The organism is Caballeronia sp. LZ035 (assembly GCF_031451175.1).
Classification (GTDB): Bacteria; Pseudomonadota; Gammaproteobacteria; order Burkholderiales; family Burkholderiaceae; genus Caballeronia.
Genome location: NZ_JARUXS010000001.1, coordinates 2727882 through 2746739 on the forward strand (window position 1 = coordinate 2727882; position 18858 = coordinate 2746739).

At 65.3% G+C, this 18858-nt stretch carries 19 protein-coding genes; 16 read left to right on the top strand and 3 right to left on the bottom strand.

What is annotated here, in order from left to right:
* Window positions 1–43: 43 nt before the first annotated feature.
* From urtB to QCE88_RS12885, 16 genes are all read left to right on the top strand, one after another.
* Window positions 44–1648 (top strand): urea ABC transporter permease subunit UrtB, encoded by a 1605-nt coding sequence (gene urtB / locus QCE88_RS12810; protein WP_309902360.1) that lies wholly within the window; start codon window positions 44–46, stop codon window positions 1646–1648.
* A gap of 3 nt (window positions 1649–1651) precedes the next feature.
* Complete coding sequence (gene urtC, locus QCE88_RS12815) at window positions 1652–2857, top strand: urea ABC transporter permease subunit UrtC (RefSeq protein ID WP_309902363.1); 1206 nt, start codon at window positions 1652–1654, stop codon at window positions 2855–2857.
* A complete protein-coding gene (gene urtD / locus QCE88_RS12820; protein ID WP_309902365.1) occupies window positions 2854–3723 on the top strand; it encodes an urea ABC transporter ATP-binding protein UrtD in 870 nt (289 codons plus the stop codon). The genes urtC and urtD overlap by 4 nt, the downstream gene beginning before the upstream one ends.
* Window positions 3724–4687: 964 nt before the next feature.
* Window positions 4688–5380, top strand: a complete 693-nt coding sequence (gene urtE / locus QCE88_RS12825) for an urea ABC transporter ATP-binding subunit UrtE (RefSeq protein WP_309902367.1) — start codon at window positions 4688–4690, stop codon at window positions 5378–5380.
* Between the two features lie 29 nt (window positions 5381–5409).
* Window positions 5410–6270 carry an urease accessory protein UreD gene (locus QCE88_RS12830; protein ID WP_309902369.1) on the top strand — a complete coding sequence of 287 codons (861 nt, stop codon included), beginning with the start codon at window positions 5410–5412 and terminating at the stop codon, window positions 6268–6270.
* Window positions 6271–6452: 182 nt separating this feature from the next.
* Window positions 6453–7250: a transporter substrate-binding domain-containing protein gene (locus QCE88_RS12835; protein WP_309902371.1), complete on the top strand. Its 798-nt coding sequence runs from the start codon at window positions 6453–6455 to the stop codon at window positions 7248–7250.
* Between the two features lie 18 nt (window positions 7251–7268).
* Window positions 7269–7946 (top strand): amino acid ABC transporter permease, encoded by a 678-nt coding sequence (locus QCE88_RS12840; RefSeq protein WP_309902373.1) that lies wholly within the window; start codon window positions 7269–7271, stop codon window positions 7944–7946.
* On the top strand, window positions 7943–8593 hold the full coding sequence (locus QCE88_RS12845) for an amino acid ABC transporter permease (RefSeq protein ID WP_309902375.1): 651 nt from the start codon (window positions 7943–7945) through the stop codon (window positions 8591–8593). The genes QCE88_RS12840 and QCE88_RS12845 overlap by 4 nt, the downstream gene beginning before the upstream one ends.
* Entirely contained in the window at window positions 8580–9299 is a 720-nt protein-coding gene (locus tag QCE88_RS12850) for an amino acid ABC transporter ATP-binding protein (RefSeq protein WP_309902377.1), read from the top strand. The genes QCE88_RS12845 and QCE88_RS12850 overlap by 14 nt, the downstream gene beginning before the upstream one ends.
* 98 nt (window positions 9300–9397) lie before the next feature.
* The gene (ureA, locus tag QCE88_RS12855; protein WP_309809433.1) at window positions 9398–9700 is read left to right on the top strand and encodes an urease subunit gamma; all 303 of its coding nucleotides are present in this window, start codon (window positions 9398–9400) and stop codon (window positions 9698–9700) included.
* Window positions 9701–9714: 14 nt separating this feature from the next.
* A complete protein-coding gene (locus tag QCE88_RS12860; RefSeq protein WP_309809435.1) occupies window positions 9715–10020 on the top strand; it encodes an urease subunit beta in 306 nt (101 codons plus the stop codon).
* 28 nt (window positions 10021–10048) lie between these two features.
* Window positions 10049–11755, top strand: coding sequence for an urease subunit alpha (ureC, locus tag QCE88_RS12865; RefSeq protein ID WP_309902379.1), 1707 nt, complete (start codon window positions 10049–10051; stop codon window positions 11753–11755).
* A gap of 16 nt (window positions 11756–11771) precedes the next feature.
* Window positions 11772–12443: an urease accessory protein UreE gene (gene ureE, locus QCE88_RS12870; protein ID WP_309902382.1), complete on the top strand. Its 672-nt coding sequence runs from the start codon at window positions 11772–11774 to the stop codon at window positions 12441–12443.
* Window positions 12430–13110, top strand: coding sequence for an urease accessory UreF family protein (locus QCE88_RS12875; RefSeq protein WP_309903569.1), 681 nt, complete (start codon window positions 12430–12432; stop codon window positions 13108–13110). The genes ureE and QCE88_RS12875 overlap by 14 nt, the downstream gene beginning before the upstream one ends.
* An 8-nt stretch (window positions 13111–13118) precedes the next feature.
* The gene (ureG, locus tag QCE88_RS12880; protein WP_309809441.1) at window positions 13119–13769 is read left to right on the top strand and encodes an urease accessory protein UreG; all 651 of its coding nucleotides are present in this window, start codon (window positions 13119–13121) and stop codon (window positions 13767–13769) included.
* A 105-nt stretch (window positions 13770–13874) separates the two neighbouring features.
* Complete coding sequence (locus tag QCE88_RS12885) at window positions 13875–15113, top strand: glycosyltransferase (RefSeq protein ID WP_309902384.1); 1239 nt, start codon at window positions 13875–13877, stop codon at window positions 15111–15113.
* A gap of 3 nt (window positions 15114–15116) precedes the next feature.
* Here QCE88_RS12885 and waaA read toward each other — a convergent pair whose 3' ends face one another.
* The 3 genes from waaA to waaC all read right to left on the bottom strand — a co-directional run bounded on the left by waaA (window position 15117) and on the right by waaC (window position 18462).
* Complete coding sequence (waaA, locus tag QCE88_RS12890) at window positions 15117–16466, bottom strand: lipid IV(A) 3-deoxy-D-manno-octulosonic acid transferase (protein WP_309903572.1); 1350 nt, start codon at window positions 16464–16466, stop codon at window positions 15117–15119.
* 32 nt (window positions 16467–16498) lie between these two features.
* Window positions 16499–17383 (bottom strand): Kdo hydroxylase family protein, encoded by an 885-nt coding sequence (locus QCE88_RS12895; protein WP_309902387.1) that lies wholly within the window; start codon window positions 17381–17383, stop codon window positions 16499–16501.
* Window positions 17384–17466: 83 nt separating this feature from the next.
* A complete protein-coding gene (waaC, locus tag QCE88_RS12900; protein ID WP_309902389.1) occupies window positions 17467–18462 on the bottom strand; it encodes a lipopolysaccharide heptosyltransferase I in 996 nt (331 codons plus the stop codon).
* Window positions 18463–18858: the final 396 nt, after the last annotated feature.

Here is an 18858-nt window from a genome sequence, read left to right on the forward strand (position 1 = left end):
TGCTCACCCGCGCGGCCTTCGAAGTCTCATTAGAAAGGCCATCATGACCGGTTCCCTCGTGCGCATCCTGTGCGCGCTGTGCATCGCGCTCACGCCGTTCGCGGCGCATGCGCTCACTCAAGACGATCTCGCCCCGCTCGCGGGCGACGACTTCGAAGCCAAGGCCACCGCGATCGACAAGCTCATCGCCAACGCGGATGCGCCTTCGGTTGCTGTGCTGAACGCGCTGTCGGAGGGCTCTGCCGTCGCGACCGACGACGGTCACGTCTATCTCCAGAGCGACGACGGCAACAAGGACCCGCTCACGGGCAAGGTCGTCGAAGCACCCGATGCGCAGCCGATCACGCTCAGCAACATCCTGCGCAGCAAGGTGTCGGGCGCGCTGTCCGGCCTGCAGCTCGCTTCCTCCGATACCGCGAAGCGCCGCGATGCCATCGCCGCGCTGCTGAAGAGCCCGGACCCGGCGATGAAGCCGCTGATCGACCGCGCCCGCGCCGTCGAGAAGGATCCTGAATTGAAGAAGCGCCTCGACACGCTCTGGGCGATGACCGCGCTGCACGATCCCGACGTGAACAAGCGCCTGGACGCGGCGCAACTCGTCGCGGCGCGGCACGACCTCGACATGTACGAGCTGCTGCGCCCGATCGTCGCGAAGAAGGCCGACGGCAGCTGGAACGAGCCCGATGAGCGCGTACGCGGCGCGGCGCAGGCAGGCCTCTACGCGCTGGACTCGATCCAGCGCCGCAGCGAGATTTTCGGCACGCTGTTCGCGGGGCTCTCGCTCGGCAGCGTCCTGCTGCTCGCGGCGCTGGGACTGGCGATCACGTATGGCCTGATCGGCGTGATCAACATGGCGCACGGCGAGTTCCTGATGATCGGCGCCTATGCGACCTATGTGGTGCAGAACCTCGTGCAGCATTACGCGCCTGCCGCGTTCAACTGGTATCCGTTGTTTGCGGTGCCGGTGTCGTTCGCGGCGGCGGCGCTGGTCGGCATCGTGCTCGAACGGCTGGTGCTGAAACATCTCTATGGCCGTCCGCTCGAAACGCTGCTGACGACCTTCGGCATCAGCCTGATCCTGATCCAGGCCGTGCGCACCCTGTTCGGCGCGCAGAACGTGCAGGTGACGAATCCGTCGTGGATGAGCGGCGGCGTCGCCGTGATGCAGAACCTGATCCTGCCGTACAACCGCCTGACGATCCTCGCCTTCTCGCTGGCCGTGGTGTTGATTGCTTGGGCGGTGCTGACCAAGACGCGTCTCGGGTTGTTCGTGCGCGCGGTGACGCAGAATCGCCGCATGGCGGCCTGCGTGGGCGTGAAGACGGCGCGGGTGGATTCCTACGCGTTTGCATTCGGCGCGGGCATTGCGGGCCTCGGCGGCTGCGCGCTTTCGCAGATCGGCAACGTGGGTCCGGACCTGGGCCAGAGCTACATCATCGATTCGTTCATGGCGGTGGTGCTGGGCGGCGTCGGCCAGTTGGCGGGCACGGTGATCGGCGGCTTTGGTCTCGGGCTGGTCAGCAAGGCGGTGGAGCCGTTCTGGGGCGCGGTGCTCGCGAAGATCGCGGTGCTCGTGCTGATCGTGTTGTTCATCCAGAAGCGTCCGCAGGGCATGTTCGCCCTGAAGGGCCGCAGCGCGGAGGCCTGAGACATGAACGCCACGACCAATCTGTCCGCCAATCTCGACGTCGCGCCGCAACCCGACGCCGACGCTGCCCGCGCCGGTTTCGCGCTCGGCCTGCCGCCGCGCGCCGCGCTGTTGCCGCGCGGAGGCTGGATCGCGCTGCTGGCGCTCGTCATCGCGATGGGCATTGTCGTGCCGGTGTCGGCGCTGGTGCTGCCGGAGACGAGCACGTTCCATCTATCCGCGTATGCGATGACGCTGGTCGGCAAGCTGATGTGCTATGCGATTGGCGCGCTCGCGCTGGATCTCGTGTGGGGCTACTGCGGCATCCTGAGCCTGGGTCATGCGCTCTTCTTCGCGCTGGGCGGCTATGCGATGGGCATGTACCTGATGCGCTCGATCGGCCGCGAGGGCGTGTACAAGAGCGACCTGCCCGACTTCATGGTGTTTCTGGACTGGCACAAGCTGCCGTGGTACTGGGAGGGCACGGAGCATCTCTGGTACGCGCTGCTGCTGGTGGTGCTGGTGCCCGGCGTGCTGGCGTGGGTGTTCGGCTTCTTTACGTTTCGATCGCGCGTGAAGGGCGTGTATCTGTCGATCATCACGCAGGCGATGACTTTCGCGGCGATGCTGCTGTTCTATCGCAACGAGACGGGTTTTGGCGGCAACAACGGCTTTACCGACTTCAAGCGCATTGCGGGCTTTCCGGTCGTGCATGCGGGCACGCGGACGGCGTTGTTCCTGATTACGTTCGCGGTGCTGGTGCTGGCGTTTCTCGCAGCGCGCTGGATTGTTACGTCGAAGTTGGGGCGTGTCGTGACGGGCGTGCGTGACGGCGAAACGCGTTTGATGTTTCTTGGCTATAGCCCGCTTGCGTACAAGCTGTTCATCTGGACGGTATCGGCGGTGCTGTGCGGCATTGCGGGGGCGCTGTACGTGCCGCAGGTGGGCATCATCAATCCGAGCGAGATGTCGCCGGCGAATTCGATCGAGATGGCGATCTGGGTGGCGGTGGGCGGACGCGGCACGTTGATCGGACCGATCATTGGCGCGTTTGCGGTGAATGGCGCGAAGAGTTTTTTCACGGCGTATTTCGCGGAATACTGGCTGTTTTTCCTTGGCCTGATTTTCACGCTGGTGCCTTTGCTGCTGCCGAACGGCATCATGGGGCTGATTGATCTGGTGCGCCGCAGGAAAGCGCATGGCGGGGCGCAGACGGAGGCAGCGGAATGACTGCGCACAATGCATTGATTGTGGATCTTCCCCCGCTGCCGCAGCTGGACGAGCGCACGGGTTTGAATGGGATTGCGGGGCTGGGGCATGTGCTTGCGCCTGGGGAGATTGATGTATCGCACGGGACGATTCTGTATCTGGAGGATGTGACGGTGAGCTTCGACGGCTTTCGGGCGTTGAACAAGCTGACGCTGTCCATTGACGTGGGTGAGTTGCGCTGTGTGATCGGGCCGAATGGTGCGGGCAAGACGACGATGATGGATGTCATCACGGGCAAGACGCGTCCTGACGATGGCCGGGTGTTTCTGGGACAGACGCTGGATCTGACGCGTTTGTCGGAGCCGGTGATTGCGCGTACGGGGATTGGCCGCAAGTTTCAGAAGCCGACGGTGTTCGAGAATCATCCGGTGTGGGAGAACCTTGAACTGGCGATGAAGACGGACAAGCGCTGGTTTGCTTCGCTGCGGGCGCGGCTGGATCGGCAGGCGCAGGCGCGGATCGAGGAAACGCTGGAGCTGATACGGTTGCAGCATCAGGCGACGCGGCTGGCGGGGGAACTGTCGCATGGGCAGAAGCAGCGGCTGGAGATCGGAATGTTGCTGATGCAGCAGCCGGCGTTGTTGCTGCTCGATGAGCCGGCGGCGGGGATGACCGATCATGAAACGATGGAACTGGCGGAGTTGTTGAACACGCTGCGCGGTTCATGTTCGATGATGGTTGTTGAGCATGACATGGAATTTGTTGCTGCGCTTGCGGGGAACCATGGGAAGGTTACTGTCATGGCCGAAGGTAGTGTTTTGGCCGAAGGGACGCTGGATTCCGTCAAGCGTGATGAGGCGGTGATTGAATCGTACTTGGGGAGGTGAAGGTTTGTTCGCTTGCCCTTCTATGGATTTCCCGTATTCGCGGCGGTCTGCTTGCATTGCCCCTCCCCGGGGCGGGGGTCTTCGCTCTCGGCCTTCGCGTGGTTACTTGTGTTTGCCATACGCTTCGATGGACTTCCTGCTTTCACGTCGGTCTATTAGCACTGCCCCTCCCCGGGGCGGGGGTAACTTTCTTTGCGGCTGCAAAGAAAGTCACCAAAGAAAGCAGCTTTCTTACCGCCCAAGGACCACCCAGCGGCACGACACAGAAACACCAGACTGGCCCGGCACTAGCGAGTGCCCTCATAGGCCACACCGGGCGTGGACCGCGGACCCACCGTGACAACGCGCCGTTTAACAAACTGGTGCAGCCATTGAAAGCGCCGGCCCAGCGCTACGCGCTGCCGAAGGGTATGCAAGGGAAACCAACGAGGGGCGGGGCGGTACAGTGAGATGGACGCGTTAGCCGAGATGGATGGGTCAGCAAGCAAGCACCGGCAGACCCGATTGACCGGACGGCGGCGCGAAGCGCTGCGCCGGAGCCTGCAAGGGCTGCACCAGTCTGTTCAAGGGCGCGGTTGCACAGTGGGTCCGCGATCCAAGCCCGGTTAGGCTTGTGAGGGCACTCGCTAGTGCAGGGCCAGTGAGGTTTTTCTGTGTCGCGCCGCTAGTGAACCTTGGGCGGTAAGAAAGCTGCTTTCTTTGGTGACTTTCTTTGCAGCCGCAAAGAAAGTCACCCCCGCCCCGGGGAGGGGCAGTGCAAGCAGACCGACGTGAAAGCAGGAAGTCCATAGAAGCGCAGGCGAACACAAGCACCCCACGCGAAGGGTTGAGAGCGCAAAACCCCGCCCCGGGGAGGGGCAGTGCAAATAGACCGACGCGACTACAGGCATTCCATAGAAGCGCAAGCAAGCAAACAACAACAAGCGCAAGCAAGAGAGCAACACCAACCGCAAGGGCACACCCCATGTTGGAAATAGAAAACCTGAACCAATACTACGGCGGCAGCCACATCCTCCGCGATGTGCGGATGACCGTCCCGGAAGGAAAACTGACGGTCCTGCTGGGCCGCAACGGCGTAGGCAAGACGACGCTCCTTCGCTGCCTGATGGGCGTGGTGCCGACCAAAACCGGCACCATCGCGTGGCGTGGCACCACGATCTCATCAATGCCCACCCACTCCCGCGTGGCGAGCGGCCTCGCCTACGTCCCGCAGGGCCGCGACATCTTCGGCCGCCTGACCGTAGAAGAAAACCTGCTCGTCGGCGCCGCAAGCCGCAAGGCGCCATCAAAAATCCCCGACCGCATCTACGAGCTCTTCCCCGTGCTAAGGGAAATGAAACACCGCCGTGGCGGCGACCTCTCCGGCGGGCAGCAGCAACAACTCGCCATCGGCCGCGCCCTCATGAGCGAACCTCAACTCCTCATCCTCGACGAACCCACCGAAGGCATCCAGCCATCCATCATCCGCGACATCGGCCGCACGCTGCGCCAGCTCGTCGATGAAATGGGCATGACCGTCCTGCTCGTCGAGCAGTACTACGACTTCGCCCGCGAACTCGCCGACCGCTACTGGGTCATGAGCCGCGGCGAAATCATCGCGGGCGGCGCCGGCAATGAAATGGACCAGCATGGAGTGCGCGAGCTGATCGCCGTATGATTCCGACTCACCCCTGACTCGCCTCGCCCATGCACCACGAATCGCACGCCGCCCTCGCCGATCCCCACGTGTGGCACGGCCGCCTCGAACTCGGCTTCACGCATCAGCACGGCCGCACCGTCTGCTCGCATCGCAGGCACGAAGGGCCGCTGCGGCTGCAACGCCCGCTCTACCCCGAAGCCGACATCTGCCACGCCGTGATCGTGCATCCGCCCGGCGGCGTCGCGGGCGGCGACCGGCTCTCCATCGACATCCGCCTCCACGAACACACCCACGCCGTCATCACGACGCCCGGCGCCACCAAGTGGTACAAGGCCAACGGCCGGCTCGCCACGCAACGCATCGACATCGCGCTCGCGCCCGGCGCAAAACTCGACTGGCTTCCGCAGAACAACATCGTGTTCGAGTCGTCCAACATCGAGCTCGACTTCAACCTGACACTCGACGACGACGCCACCGCCATCGGCTGGGACGCCATGCTGCTCGGCCGCGCCGCCGCCGGCGAGAAGTGGACGCAAGGCCATCTCCGCGCGATCTCGCGTATCGGGCATCGCGACGGCACCACGCGCTGGCTCGAACGCACGCTGCTCGCCGCCGACGATCCGCTGCGTGACTCGCCCCAGGGCCTCGCGGGCTTTCCGGCCTACGGCACGCTATGGGCTATCGGCCCCGCCTGCGACGATGCGCTCGCCGAAACCCTCTCCGCCGCCCTGCCGTTCGACGCCGAATTGCGCGCCGCCGCTTCCTGCGTCGCGCCAGGCGTGCTGATCGTGCGCGCCATCAGCCGCTCGATGGAACCACTGCAGAACGCGCTCTCGGCGTGCTGGATGCAGCTTCGTCCCATCGTGCATGGCGTCGAAGCGCGCCCGCTTCGCCTGTGGACTACCTAGTACGCACCACAATGGCGCATGGCACTGCCCCGCAAGAGGGCGAGGCGCAGCGCCCATGAACCCGGAACATCGACTGGACAAGACCATCGCCCCGATGGCACGACTCTCGCTTTAAGCCTTCGCTCAAGAGCCGCACTTCCAACGCGGCCGCTCAAGACCGAATCAAGACCGAAGGATCATCGATGCACACTCCGTTCTCCCGCGCCCGCCGCACGGCGCTTGCCGCTGTTGCCGTCTCCCTCATCGCCTTCACGCCCCTCGCCGCCCACGCGGACGCGCTCGACACCATCGCGAAGAACGGCACGCTGCGCGTGGCCGTGCCCGAGGACTACCCGCCGTTCGGCTCAGTCGGCGCGGACATGAAGCCGCAAGGCTATGACGTCGACATGGCCGCCTTGCTCGCCAAATCGCTGAACGTGAAGCTCGAACTCGTGCCCGTCAACAGCGCCAACCGCATCCCCTATCTCACGACCAACAAGGTGGACCTCGTGATCTCGTCGCTCGGCAAGACGCCGGAGCGCGAGAAGGTGCTGGACTTCTCGACGGCCTACGCGCCCTACTTCCAGGGCGTGTTCGGCCCCGGCGACATCAAGGTTGCCGGCCCCGCCGATCTCACCGGCAAGACCGTCGGCGCCACGCGCGGCGCGCTCGAGGAGATCGCGCTCTCGCAGATGGCCCCGAACGCCACCATCAAGCGCTTCGAGGACAACAACGCGACCATCTCCGCCTTCCTCTCCGGACAGGTGCAGCTGATCGCGGCGGGCAACATCGTCGCGGCCGCGATCCTCGCGAAGAATCCGCCGCGCCGCCCCGAAGCGAAGTTCGTCATCAAGGATTCGCCGTGCTTCGTCGGCATGAACAAGAACGAGCCGCGTCTGCTCGCCAAAGTGGACGGTGCGATCACGCAGGCAAAGAAGGACGGCACGCTCGACGGCATGTCGAAGAAGTGGTTCAGGCAGCCGCTGCCCGCCAGCCTCTGATCGGGAGCGCGGCACAGCATGGCCTATGAACTTGAGTTCGCCGATCTCACGCAATACGCAGGCATGTTCGCGAGCGGCGCGGCGACGACGCTTGCGCTCACCGCCGTCTCGACCGCGCTGGGCGTCTCGCTCGGCGTGCTCGGCGCGGCCGGGCGCGACAGTCCGCGTCAGTGGCTGAACACGCTCGTCGGCGCGTATGTCGAGGCAATCCGCAACACGCCGTTCATCGTGCAGCTGTTCTTCGTGTTCTTCGGCTTGCCGGCGCTCGGCATCCACCTGAGCGAGTACGTCGCCGCCATTCTCGCGATGACGCTCAACCTCGGCGCCTATTCCACCGAGATCATCCGCGCGGGCATCGCGGCCGTGCCGAAGGGACATCACGAAGCGGCGGCATCGCTGGCGCTGTCGCGCGGCGAGACCTTCCGCCATGTCGTGCTGCCGCAGGCGCTCGCCAAGGTATTCCCCGCGCTGACGAGCCAGATCGTCATCACGATGCTCGGCTCAGCCGTGGTCTCGCAGATCTCCGTGCCCGATCTCACCTATGCGGCGAGCTATATCCAGTCGCGCAACTTCCGCGCGTTCGAGACGTGCTTCTTCATCACCGGCGCCTATCTCGTGATGGCCCTCGCGTTGCGCACCGTCCTCAACGCCGCCGGCAAGCGCTTTCTCACCGCCAGCAGGAGCCACGCGCGATGATCGAATTCACTCTCGCGCAGATCGTCGAGAACCTGTTGCTGGCGGCGCGCTGGACCATCGTGCTGTCCATCGTGTCGTTCGTGCTGGGCGGCATCGTCGGCTTCGCGCTGCTCGTCATGCGCGTGTCGAAGTCGCAGGTCCTGCGCATGCTCGTCAAGGGCTATATCCAGGTGTTCCAGGGAACGCCGCTGCTGATGCAGCTGTTCCTCGTGTTCTTCGGCCTGCCCTTGCTCGGCGTCGATGTCGCGCCATGGCTCGCCGCGACGATCGGCCTCACGCTCTTCACCAGCGCCTATCTCGCGGAGATCTGGCGCGGCGCTGTGGAAGCGGTGCCGACGGGCCAGTGGGAAGCGTCGTCGTCGCTGGCGATGAGCTATTTCGAGCAACTGCGCCACGTGATCCTTCCGCAGGCGCTGCGCATCGCGGTCGGTCCCACAGTCGGCTTCGCCGTGCAGGCGGTCAAGGACACGGCGCTGGTCTCGATCATCGGCTTTACCGAGCTGACCAAGGCCGGCACGATGATTTCGAATGCAACTTTCCAGCCCTTCCTCGTATATGGCCTCGTGGCCGTGATCTATTTCGTGCTCTGCTATCCGCTCACGCGCTATGCACGCACGCTTCAAAGGAAATGGCATGCCGCTCGTTGAAACCCGCAATCTCCAGAAGCAGTTCGGCGCCAACCCGGTGCTGAGGGGCATCGACTTTTCCGTCGAGCGCGGCCAGGTGGTGTCGATCATCGGACGCAGCGGCTCGGGCAAGAGCACCCTGTTGCGCACGCTGAACGGGCTGGAAAGCATCGACGAAGGGTCGATCGAAATCGACGGCGAGCACATGGACGCGCGCCACGCCGACCTGCGCGCGCTGCGCCTCAAGGTGGGCATGGTGTTCCAGCAATACAACCTGTTCCCGCATCTCACCGCCGGCCAGAACGTGATGCTCGCGCAGACGGTGGTCAAGAAGATCCACAAGGCCAAGGCCCGCGCCACCGCGCATTCGGTGCTGGAACGCGTGGGCCTCGGCGACAAGTTCGACGCCTATCCCGACCAGTTGTCCGGCGGCCAGCAGCAGCGCGTGGCCATCGCCCGCGCGCTCGCAATGAAGCCCACTGTGCTGCTGTGCGACGAGATCACCTCGGCGCTCGATCCCGAACTCGTCGGCGAAGTACTGGCCGTGGTGGAAGACCTCGCCCGCGACGGCATGACGCTCATCATGGTCACGCACGAGATGCGCTTCGCGCGCAAGGTGAGCGACAAGGTCGTGTTCATGCATCAGGGACGCGTGTGGGAATCCGGCGCGCCGGACGCCATCTTCGAACGGCCCTCGACCGTGGAGTTGCAGCGCTTCATCCAGTGAGCCGCAAGCCGCTCGTAAGAACGGAAGCAGGCTAACGAAACAGGACGTTCCGGTGCTAGCATGGCGCGGCCCGTCACGCCTTACTGCCCAAGAAGCTCATGAAACTGACACCCAGAGAAAAGGACAAGCTGCTGATCTTCACCGCGGCGCTGCTCGCGGAGCGCCGCCGTGCGCGCGGCCTGAAGCTCAACTATCCCGAGGCCGTGGCGTTCATCTCGGCCGCGCTGATGGAAGCGGCGCGCGACGGCCAGACCGTCGCCGAGGTCATGCACTACGGCACCACGCTGCTCACCCGCGACGACGTGATGGAAGGCGTTCCCGAGATGATTCCGGACATCCAGATCGAAGCGACCTTTCCCGACGGCACGAAGCTCGTGACCGTCCATCATCCGATTCCCTGAGCAGAGCGACGCTGATGATCCCCGGCGAATATTTCATCGATGACGGCGAGCACGAACTCAACGCGGGCCGCGAGACCGTGACGGTCGTCGTCGCGAATCATGGCGACCGGCCGGTGCAGGTCGGCTCGCATTATCACTTCTACGAAGTCAATGCGGCGCTCAAGTTCGAGCGCGAGCGGGCGCGCGGCTTCCGGCTGAACATCGCGGCGGGCACCGCTGTGCGCTTCGAGCCGGGCCAGGAACGCACGGTCGAACTCGTGGCGCTCGCGGGCGACCGCCATGTGTACGGCTTCAACGGCCTCGTCATGGGTCCGCTCTAAATCATTCCCGCAAAAGGACGCTGAGAATATGACGCTACGCATCGGCCGCCGCGCTTATGCGGAAATGTTCGGCCCGACGACCGGCGACCGCGTGCGCCTCGCCGACACCGAACTCATCATCGAAGTCGAGCGCGACTTCACCACCTACGGCGAAGAAGTGAAGTTCGGCGGCGGCAAGGTGATCCGCGACGGCATGGGCCAGTCGCAACGCGCCGCCGCGGACGTGGTCGATACCGTCGTGACCAACGCGCTGATCCTCGATCACTGGGGCATCGTGAAAGCCGACATCGGCATCAAGGGCGGGCGCATCTTCGCCGTCGGCAAGGCCGGCAATCCGGATATCCAGCCGAACGTGAACATCGCCATCGGCGCGGCCACGGAAGTGATCGCGGGCGAAGGGCTGATCGTCACGGCGGGCGGCGTGGATACGCACATCCACTTCATCAGCCCGCAGCAGATCGACGAAGCGCTCGCGAGCGGCGTCACCACGATGCTCGGCGGCGGCACCGGCCCCGCGACCGGCACCAACGCGACCACCTGCACGCCGGGACCGTGGCACATGGAGCGCATGCTGCAGGCCGCCGACGGCTGGCCGATGAACCTCGGCTTCCTCGGCAAGGGCAACGCGAGCCTGCCGGCGCCGCTGATCGAACAGGTGAAGGCCGGCGCGATCGGCCTGAAGCTGCATGAAGACTGGGGCACGACGCCCGCGGCCATCGACAACTGTCTCTCGGTGGCCGACGATACCGACACGCAAGTCGCCATCCACACGGACACGCTGAACGAGGCAGGCTTCGTCGAGACGACCATCGCCGCGTTCAAGGGCCGCACGATCCATACGTATCACACGGAAGGTGCGGGCGGCGGGCATGCGCCGGACATCATCAAGGTCGCGGGCGAATCGAACGTGCTGCCCTCCTCCACCAACCCGACGCGCCCCTACACCATCAACACGCTCGACGAACACCTCGACATGCTGATGGTGTGCCATCACCTGGATCCGTCGATTGCGGAAGACATCGCGTTCGCCGAGTCGCGCATCCGCCGCGAGACCATCGCGGCCGAAGACATCCTGCACGATCTGGGCGCGCTCTCGATGCTGTCGTCGGATTCGCAGGCGATGGGCCGCGTCGGCGAGGTGATCATCCGCACCTGGCAGACGGCGCACAAGATGAAGGTGCAACGCGGCGCGCTGCCCGAGGACACCGGACGCAACGACAACTTCCGCGCCAAGCGCTATGTCGCCAAGTACACGATCAATCCGGCGATCACGCACGGCATCGCGCATGAAGTGGGCTCCATCGAGCCGGGCAAGTGGGCGGACCTCGTGTTCTGGGAACCGGCGTTCTTCGGCGTGAAGCCTTCGCTGATCGTCAAGGGCGGCATGATCGCGCTGGCGCAGATGGGCGACCCGAACGCCTCGATTCCGACACCGCAGCCGGTGCATTACCGCGAGATGTTCGCCACGCGCGGTGGCGCGCTCGGCAAGACCTCGCTCACCTTCGTGTCGCAGATGGCAATGGAAGCGCGCATCGCGGATCGCTACGGTCTGAGCAAGCAGGTGGTCGCGGTAAGGAATTGCCGCAATGTGAAGAAGGCCGACATGATTCACAATGCATGGCAACCGTCCATCAGCGTCGATCCGCAGACCTATCAGGTGATCGCCGACGGACAATTGCTCACCTGCGACCCCGCCACCGTCCTGCCGATGGCGCAGCGCTATTTCCTGTTCTGATGCCATGCCGAATGCCATGCGTACGATCGACAAACGCCTGACCGCGAAACTCGCGCCCGTGCTCGTGAAGCGCGCGCCCACCCTGACGCTGCCCTTCGATGCGCGCTGCAAGAGCCGTCTCGCCGCGACGCTCGACAGTGGCGAGGAAGTCGCGCTCGTGATGCCGCGCGGCACCGTGCTTGCAGATGGCGACATGCTGGTTGCCGACGACGGCGGCTTCGTGCGCGTCGTCGCTGCAGCGGAAGACGTGCTGGTCGTGCGCGCGCCTAGCGTGCGACTGCTGACGCGCGCCGCCTATCACCTCGGCAACCGCCATACGCCGGTGGAAGTCGGCGCGGACTATCTGAAGCTCGAAGCGGATGCGGTGCTCGAAGACATGCTGAAGCGCCTTGGCGTGCTGGTGGCGCATGAAACGCAGCCGTTCCAGCCCGAGACCGGCGCGTATGGCGGCGGCCACAAGCATGGTCACGACGAAACCTTCAGCGAGGACTATGCGCTCGCGCAGAAGGTGTTCGACGAGCATCACGGGCATGCGCACGATGCGCATGATCACGCGCACGATCATTCGTCATGCGGCCACGATCATTCGCATGACCACGATCACTCGTCATGCGGTCATGATCACTCGCATGACCATGACCATGATCACGATCACGGCCACAAGCACCACGGCCATGCGCATCGCTGAACTCACGGCGTTGCTGCATCTCGCGTCGCCGGCCTTGCCGATCGGCGCGTTCAGCTACTCGCAAGGGCTCGAAGCGGCCATCGAGCACGGCCTGATCCATGACGGCGACAGCGCGCGCCAGTGGATCGAAAGCGGTCTCTCGACGGTGCTCGCGCGCGGCGAGTTGCCGTTGCTCGCGCATCAGATCGATGCCTGGCGCACGCAAGACGCAGCCGCGCTCCGCGCCGCCAACGACGCCTACCTCGCCAGCCGCGAATCGGCCGAGTTGCGGCGCGAGACCGAGCAGATGGGCTGGTCATTGGCGCAGCTGTGCGCGTCGCTCGAATGGGGCGATGCGGCGCGCCGCGACACGCTCGCATCGCTCAAGCCGATCGCACAGCCCACCGCCTTCGCCTTTGCCGCCTTCGCGCACGACGCCGCGCCTGACGCCGCGCTCGCTGCCTACGCGTTCAGCTGGGTCGAGAACCAGGCAGCCGCCGCGCTCAAGGCCGTGCCGCTCGGCCAGCTCGCAGGGCAGCGCATCATCGTCGCGTTGCGCGGACCCATCGACGATGCCGTGCGCCGCGCGCTCGATACGCCGCCTGACCGGATCAACACCTTCGCGCCGCAACTGGGCATCCTGTCCGCGCGGCACGAATCACAATACTCCCGACTCTTTCGTTCCTAGCCCGACTCATGAACGCACCCGCCTATTCCGCCGCCGCCCGCCGAACCAAGAAACTGCCGCCCTTGCGGGTCGGCGTCGGCGGGCCGGTCGGCTCCGGCAAGACCACGCTGCTCGAAATGCTCTGCAAGGCAATGCGCGAGCGCTACGATCTCGTCGCCATCACCAACGACATCTACACCAAGGAAGATCAGCGGCTGCTGACGGTGGCGGGCGCGCTGCCGGCCGAGCGCATCATGGGCGTGGAGACAGGCGGCTGCCCGCATACGGCCATCCGCGAGGACGCGTCGATCAACCTCGAAGCGGTGGATCGCATGGTGTCGAAGTTTCCGGACGCCGATATCGTGTTCATCGAGTCGGGCGGCGACAATCTCGCGGCGACCTTCAGCCCGGAACTCTCCGACCTTACGATCTACGTGATCGACGTCGCGGGCGGCGAGAAAATTCCGCGCAAGGGCGGACCGGGCATCACGAAGTCGGATCTGCTGGTGATCAACAAGACCGATCTTGCGCCGCACGTCGGCGCGAACCTTGACATCATGGCAAGCGACGCCCGCAAGATGCGCGGCGAACGCCCCTTCGTCATGTGCAATCTGAAGGCGCAGGAAGGGCTGGCGCAGGTGATCGCGTTCATCGAGAAGAAGGGCTTGCTGGTTTCGTGAATTGATGTCGCAGCGCGCGCCGCTTCATGAGCGCGGCACGCGCATGCGGTAGCATGGCGGCTTCGCAATCATTCCACGCCCGCGCTGTGCGGCGGGCGCTGCACGGTGTCCATCGCTGCCCTGTCCCCTCGTTCACCCGCGCATTTTCCGGCCGGCCGTATTCCGGTGCTGTTTCACATCGTCGACTTCGGCAACGGCGGCATCGAGTCGTCGCTGATGCAATGGCTGCACGTATTCGACCGCAGCCGCTTCACGGTCACGCTGTCGGTCATGCATCCGTCGCCCGCTTTCGAGGAGCGCTTTCGCGCGCTCGTGCCGGCCGATGTCGCCATCGAAATCCTCGCGGACCAGGACTGGCTCAATCACTTCCAGAAACGCCGCTACGCGCAGAACCTGAGCAAGCTCGGCCGCGTCGGGCGCGACGTGTTCAACACGCTCGCCGTGCGTCCGTATGTGAAGCGCCGCGTGGCCGACCTTGCGCGGCGCCATGCGCTGATCGTCGACTACGACATGTCGCTGCGCCGTCTTGCCGGACAGTTCGACGTGGCATGGCTCGGCGTCAATCATTTCAGTTTCGACGCGCGTCTCGCCAACCGGCCGCGCAAACAACGTCGGCTCGGGACGCAGTTCGCCCGCTATCACGGCGTCGCGGCGCTCAACCAGCACATGGCCGACGAAGCCCGCGCCATGTTCGGGGCAACGCTGCAACGGCTGTTCACGCTGCCCAATGCCATCGACATCGAGCGCATTCGCAGCAACGGCGCCGCAGCGCAGACGCCGCCCTGCGATGCGCCGTATATCGTTTCGGTCGCGCGTCTCGATGAAATCCAGAAAGACCATCGCACCCTGCTGCGCGCCTACGCGCAACTGATCCGCGATCCGGCCATTCGCGAGCATCTCGTCATCGTCGGCGACGGCGCGTTTCGCGGCGAACTGGAAGCGTTGTCGAAAGAGCTGGGCGTCAGCGGACGCGTGCACTTCATGGGTCAGCGCGACAATCCGCATGCGCTGGCGGCGGGCGCCCGGCTACAGGTGCTGAGCTCGCGCTACGAAGGCATGCCGATGGTGCTGCTCGAAGCGCTCGCGCTCGGCAAGCCGGTGATCGCCAGCGACTGCCCGACCGGTCCGCGCGAGATTCTCGGCGACGGCCGCTTCGGCATCCTTTTTCCAGTCGGTTCCGTCGATGAGCTCGCGCAGGCGCTGCATCGCGTGCTGACCGACGATGCGCTGCGCACGAGCATGCAGCAGCGCGCGTCCGAACGCGCCGAAGAGTATGGAATTGCCGCGAGCAACGAGCGCTTCGCGCGCTGCGTGACGGAACTGCTCGCCCGCAACCCGCGCTGAACGTTATTCGGCGAGCGACGCGACATCGCGCGCCGCCTCGCTTTCTTCCAGCAACGCGCCCAGCACGCTCACTGTGCGCGCCGTCGCGCCGCGATGCGCCGCCGCGAAGGCCGAGGCCGCCGCGCTCATCGCCAGCCGCCGGGCGCGATCCTGAAGAATCTCGCGCAGCCCGCGCCCCAGTTCCTGCGGATCCTCGACGCGCAGCGCGGCGCCGGCGGCAATGGCGTCGCGCGTGGCCTGCGTGAAATTGAAAGTGTGCGGGCCGATCAGCACCGGCACGCCCGCCGCGCACGCCTCGATCAGATTCTGTCCGCCGAGCGGCAACAGGCTGCCGCCGATGAACGCCACATCCGCGGCGGCGTAATACGCGCCGAGTTCGCCCATCGAATCGCCGAGCAGGACTTGCACACCGGCTGGCAGCGGCTCGGGCGTGTCGGCGCCGGAACCCGCCGCGGCCGGTTTCGGCGCCCAGACCGAACGGCGCGCGCTCGTCAGCCCATGGCTCGACAGCAGCGCGGAGACTTCGTCGAAACGTTGCGGATGACGCGGCACGAGAATCAGCAGCGCGTGCGGCATGTCCAGCGCCGCGAACGCGCGCAGCACGAGCGTTTCCTCGCCTTCGCGGGTGCTCGCCGCGACCCACACCGGGCGGTCGCCGATTGCCGTGCGCCATGCCTGGCCCCGCGCGATCAGTTCGGGCGGGGCGCTCATGTCGAACTTCAGATTGCCGAGCACCGCGACATTGCGGGCGCCGAGCGCGGTGAGTCGTTCGGCATCGGAAGGCGTCTGCGCGAGTACGCGCGAGAAGCCGCCGAACACCTCGCGCACCGCGCGGCCGAACTTCGCCGCGCGCCGGTACGAACGCTGCGACATGCGCGCGTTGGTCAGCACGAGCGGCACGTCGGCGCGCTTGCATTCGTCGATGAGCGTCGGCCAGACCTCGGTTTCCATCACGATGCCGAGCGACGGCCGCCATGCCCGCAAGAAGCGCCGCACGAGAATCGGCAGGTCGTAGGGAAGATAGCTGCGCAGCACGCGGTCGCCGAACAACTCGACGCCCGTAGCGCGCCCGCTCGGCGTCATGTGGGTGAGCAGGATGCGTGCTTCGGGATGCGCGTCGATCAGCGCGTCGATGAGCGGCTGTGCGGCGCGCGTCTCGCCGACCGATACCGCGTGGACCCAGATGAGCGGTGCGAGATCGCCGGCGCTGCGGCCGCCGTGCGACGGCATGCGTCCGAAGCGCTCGCCGATGTGTTCGCGATATCCCCGCTCCCTGCGCGAACGAATGAGGAGCCGCAGCACCGCGAGCGGCGCGACGATCCACCACAGCGCGCGGTAGATCCGTCGCAGCACGCGGGCGGACAGACTGGGAGAAGCGGCGCCGCTCAAACGAGCGCCCTGCCCTTCAGGCGTTCGAGAATGCCAAGGGGCGCGCACTCGGGACGGGCCATGGCCTTGACGGGCAGGAAGAAGGTCTGCTCCATCATGTACTGGCCGGACATCACGGCATGCGAGGTTTGATCCGAGAAGCAGACCCACACCGAGCCGGGCGGGAACGGCATGGTTTCCTGCGGCGAGACCTTTTGATAGTCGAGGTCGGCTTTCATTGCGTCGTGCAGATGCAGCATCAGATGATCGTATTCGCTGCGCCGCGACTTGGTGATGTGCAGCAGGTTCATGAGCCATGCGGCGCCGGGCGCCTGCGCCTTGATGCCGGGCAGGAAGCGCTGCGCCATGTCTTCGAACGGCTCGCCCACGCGCCAGACGCGCGGCGCGCCTTGCGGGTTGATGTTGGTGAACACGCGCAGGATGCGCTCGCCGTAGTTCGGGCGCGATGGGAACGCGTCGACGTGCAGGCGGCTGTCGTCCTTGCGCCACGAGGTCTCGCGGGTTTCGACCTGATGCAGCCGCAGGCTGGTGGGCGCGACGCGCAGCTTGCCGTCGTATTCGGGAAACAGGCCGTCGACGAGCGAGCGCGCGTTGTCCTGATAGCGCTTGATGAGCGAGCGCACGGCCGACTGCATCACGGCATCGCCGAGTACGCCGTTCAGCGCGCCGCCGTTGGGCGCGAGGCTGATGTTCTTGCGCTTGGGATCGGCGATTGTTGGATCGAGCAGCGCGCGTTCGCCGCCTTCGATCGCGAAATGCAGATTAGGAAAATACAGCACCTTGCCGTTTTCGACGCCGGCCAGCAGCGTCTCGCGCGGCACGGAGAGATTTTTTCCGTGCCAGTCGGCCGAGGCGACTTCGATGATTTGCGATTCCGTCATGTGACTATGACCTTGCTTCGAGCTTGAATGACCGCCGTGTTGTCCCGCGCGTTGCCCGCGCGTGCGGGCCGTGCGCTAGCGCGCTACAGCAGGCCGAATCCCGCGAGCGCGGTCTTGACGTCTGCGAGCGTGGGATGGCGGCTTGCGTCGCCGAGATTGACGACTTGCGGCGACCAGTAGCCGCCGGTGCGCCAGGCGGTCGAGAAATTGTACAACTCGACGGTCGGCCGCTTCAGCGCCGCGGCAATATGCACCAGACCGGTATCGACGCCGACGGTTGCCGCCGCGCCCTCGATCAGCCCGACCACCGCGGGCAGCGACAGTTTGGGCGGCACGATGGCTGCCGCGCCGAATTCCTTCGCGAGCTTTTCGCTGGTCGCGCGTTCCGCTTCGCTGCCCCAGGGCAGCACGAGTGACGCGCCGCGCGTGACGAGCGCCTGACCGAGTTCGATCCAGGCGGCTTCGGGCCATTGCTTGTCGGCGCGCGAGGTGGCGTGGACGAACACGACGTAGGGCACGGGCAGGTTGAGACCGAGTTCGGAGATGGCGAGGGTCGCTCGCCGCGTGTCGAGGCCGAAGTCGATGTCGTCGCTCATCTGCGGGTCGGGCAGGCTGAGGGCTGCGGCTACCAGCTTGCGAGTGCGTTCGACGACGTGGGTGCGCGGCTCGACGGGCACGCGGCGGTCGTAGAAGAAGCGTACGGGCCATTCGAAGCCGGCGCCGTCGGTGCGGTTGGCGAGGCCGGCGAGCGGCCCGCGGGCCCAGCTTGCGACCCATGCGGTTTTGATGAGGCCTTGGCAGTCGATGACGAGATCGTAGTTTTCGGCGGCGAGCGTGCGTTTGAACTGGCCGATCTCGCGCCAGGTGGCTGGGGAAGCGATCGACTTGCGCCAGCGTCGGAGCGAGAACGGGATGGCGCGGTGTACGCCTTGGACCAGTTGGACGAGACTGGTGAAGCTTTCTTCGACGAGCCAGTCGATCTGCGCATCCGGATAGCGGCGGCGGATGTCGGCAATGGCCGGCATGTTGTGGACGACGTCGCCAAGCGACGACACGCGGACGATCAGGATTTTTTGCACGCCGGGGGAGTGGCGCCGAGGGCGCCGGGATGGAGGGTAAAGGGGGGATTTTAGCGCGGCAAGCGAGATTGACGGGCTGACTGCCGTTGGGGTGGGTCGGTTGGCGCTTGCCCCTCGCCGGGACGGGGGTCTTCGCTCTGAGCCTTCGCGTGGTTCTTTGTGTTTGCCATACGCTTCCATGGATTTCCCGCTTTTCACGTCGGTGTATTAGCACTGCCCCTCCCCGGAGCGGGGTCTTCGCTCTCGGGCTTCGCGTGGTTGCTTCTGTTGGTTTGCGCTTCCATGGACTTCCTGCTTTCACGTCGGTCTATTAGCACTGCCCCTCCCCGGGGCGGGGGTAACTTTCTTTGCGGCTGCAAAGAAAGTCACCAAAGAAAGCAGCTTTCTTACCGCCCA

Excerpts from the sequence above, each read along its gene's own strand:
- urtB (WP_309902360.1), top strand. The coding sequence starts at position 44 with ATGACCGGTTCCCTCGTGCGCATCCTGTGCGCGCTGTGCATCGCGCTC.
- urtC (WP_309902363.1), top strand. The coding sequence starts at position 1,652 with ATGAACGCCACGACCAATCTGTCCGCCAATCTCGACGTCGCGCCGCAA.
- urtD (WP_309902365.1), top strand. The coding sequence starts at position 2,854 with ATGACTGCGCACAATGCATTGATTGTGGATCTTCCCCCGCTGCCGCAG.
- urtE (WP_309902367.1), top strand. The coding sequence starts at position 4,688 with ATGTTGGAAATAGAAAACCTGAACCAATACTACGGCGGCAGCCACATC.
- QCE88_RS12830 (WP_309902369.1), top strand. The coding sequence starts at position 5,410 with ATGCACCACGAATCGCACGCCGCCCTCGCCGATCCCCACGTGTGGCAC.
- QCE88_RS12835 (WP_309902371.1), top strand. The coding sequence starts at position 6,453 with ATGCACACTCCGTTCTCCCGCGCCCGCCGCACGGCGCTTGCCGCTGTT.
- QCE88_RS12840 (WP_309902373.1), top strand. The coding sequence starts at position 7,269 with ATGGCCTATGAACTTGAGTTCGCCGATCTCACGCAATACGCAGGCATG.
- QCE88_RS12845 (WP_309902375.1), top strand. The coding sequence starts at position 7,943 with ATGATCGAATTCACTCTCGCGCAGATCGTCGAGAACCTGTTGCTGGCG.
- QCE88_RS12850 (WP_309902377.1), top strand. The coding sequence starts at position 8,580 with ATGCCGCTCGTTGAAACCCGCAATCTCCAGAAGCAGTTCGGCGCCAAC.
- ureA (WP_309809433.1), top strand. The coding sequence starts at position 9,398 with ATGAAACTGACACCCAGAGAAAAGGACAAGCTGCTGATCTTCACCGCG.
- QCE88_RS12860 (WP_309809435.1), top strand. The coding sequence starts at position 9,715 with ATGATCCCCGGCGAATATTTCATCGATGACGGCGAGCACGAACTCAAC.
- ureC (WP_309902379.1), top strand. The coding sequence starts at position 10,049 with ATGACGCTACGCATCGGCCGCCGCGCTTATGCGGAAATGTTCGGCCCG.
- ureE (WP_309902382.1), top strand. The coding sequence starts at position 11,772 with ATGCGTACGATCGACAAACGCCTGACCGCGAAACTCGCGCCCGTGCTC.
- QCE88_RS12875 (WP_309903569.1), top strand. The coding sequence starts at position 12,430 with ATGCGCATCGCTGAACTCACGGCGTTGCTGCATCTCGCGTCGCCGGCC.
- ureG (WP_309809441.1), top strand. The coding sequence starts at position 13,119 with ATGAACGCACCCGCCTATTCCGCCGCCGCCCGCCGAACCAAGAAACTG.
- QCE88_RS12895 (WP_309902387.1), bottom strand. The coding sequence starts at position 17,383 with ATGACGGAATCGCAAATCATCGAAGTCGCCTCGGCCGACTGGCACGGA.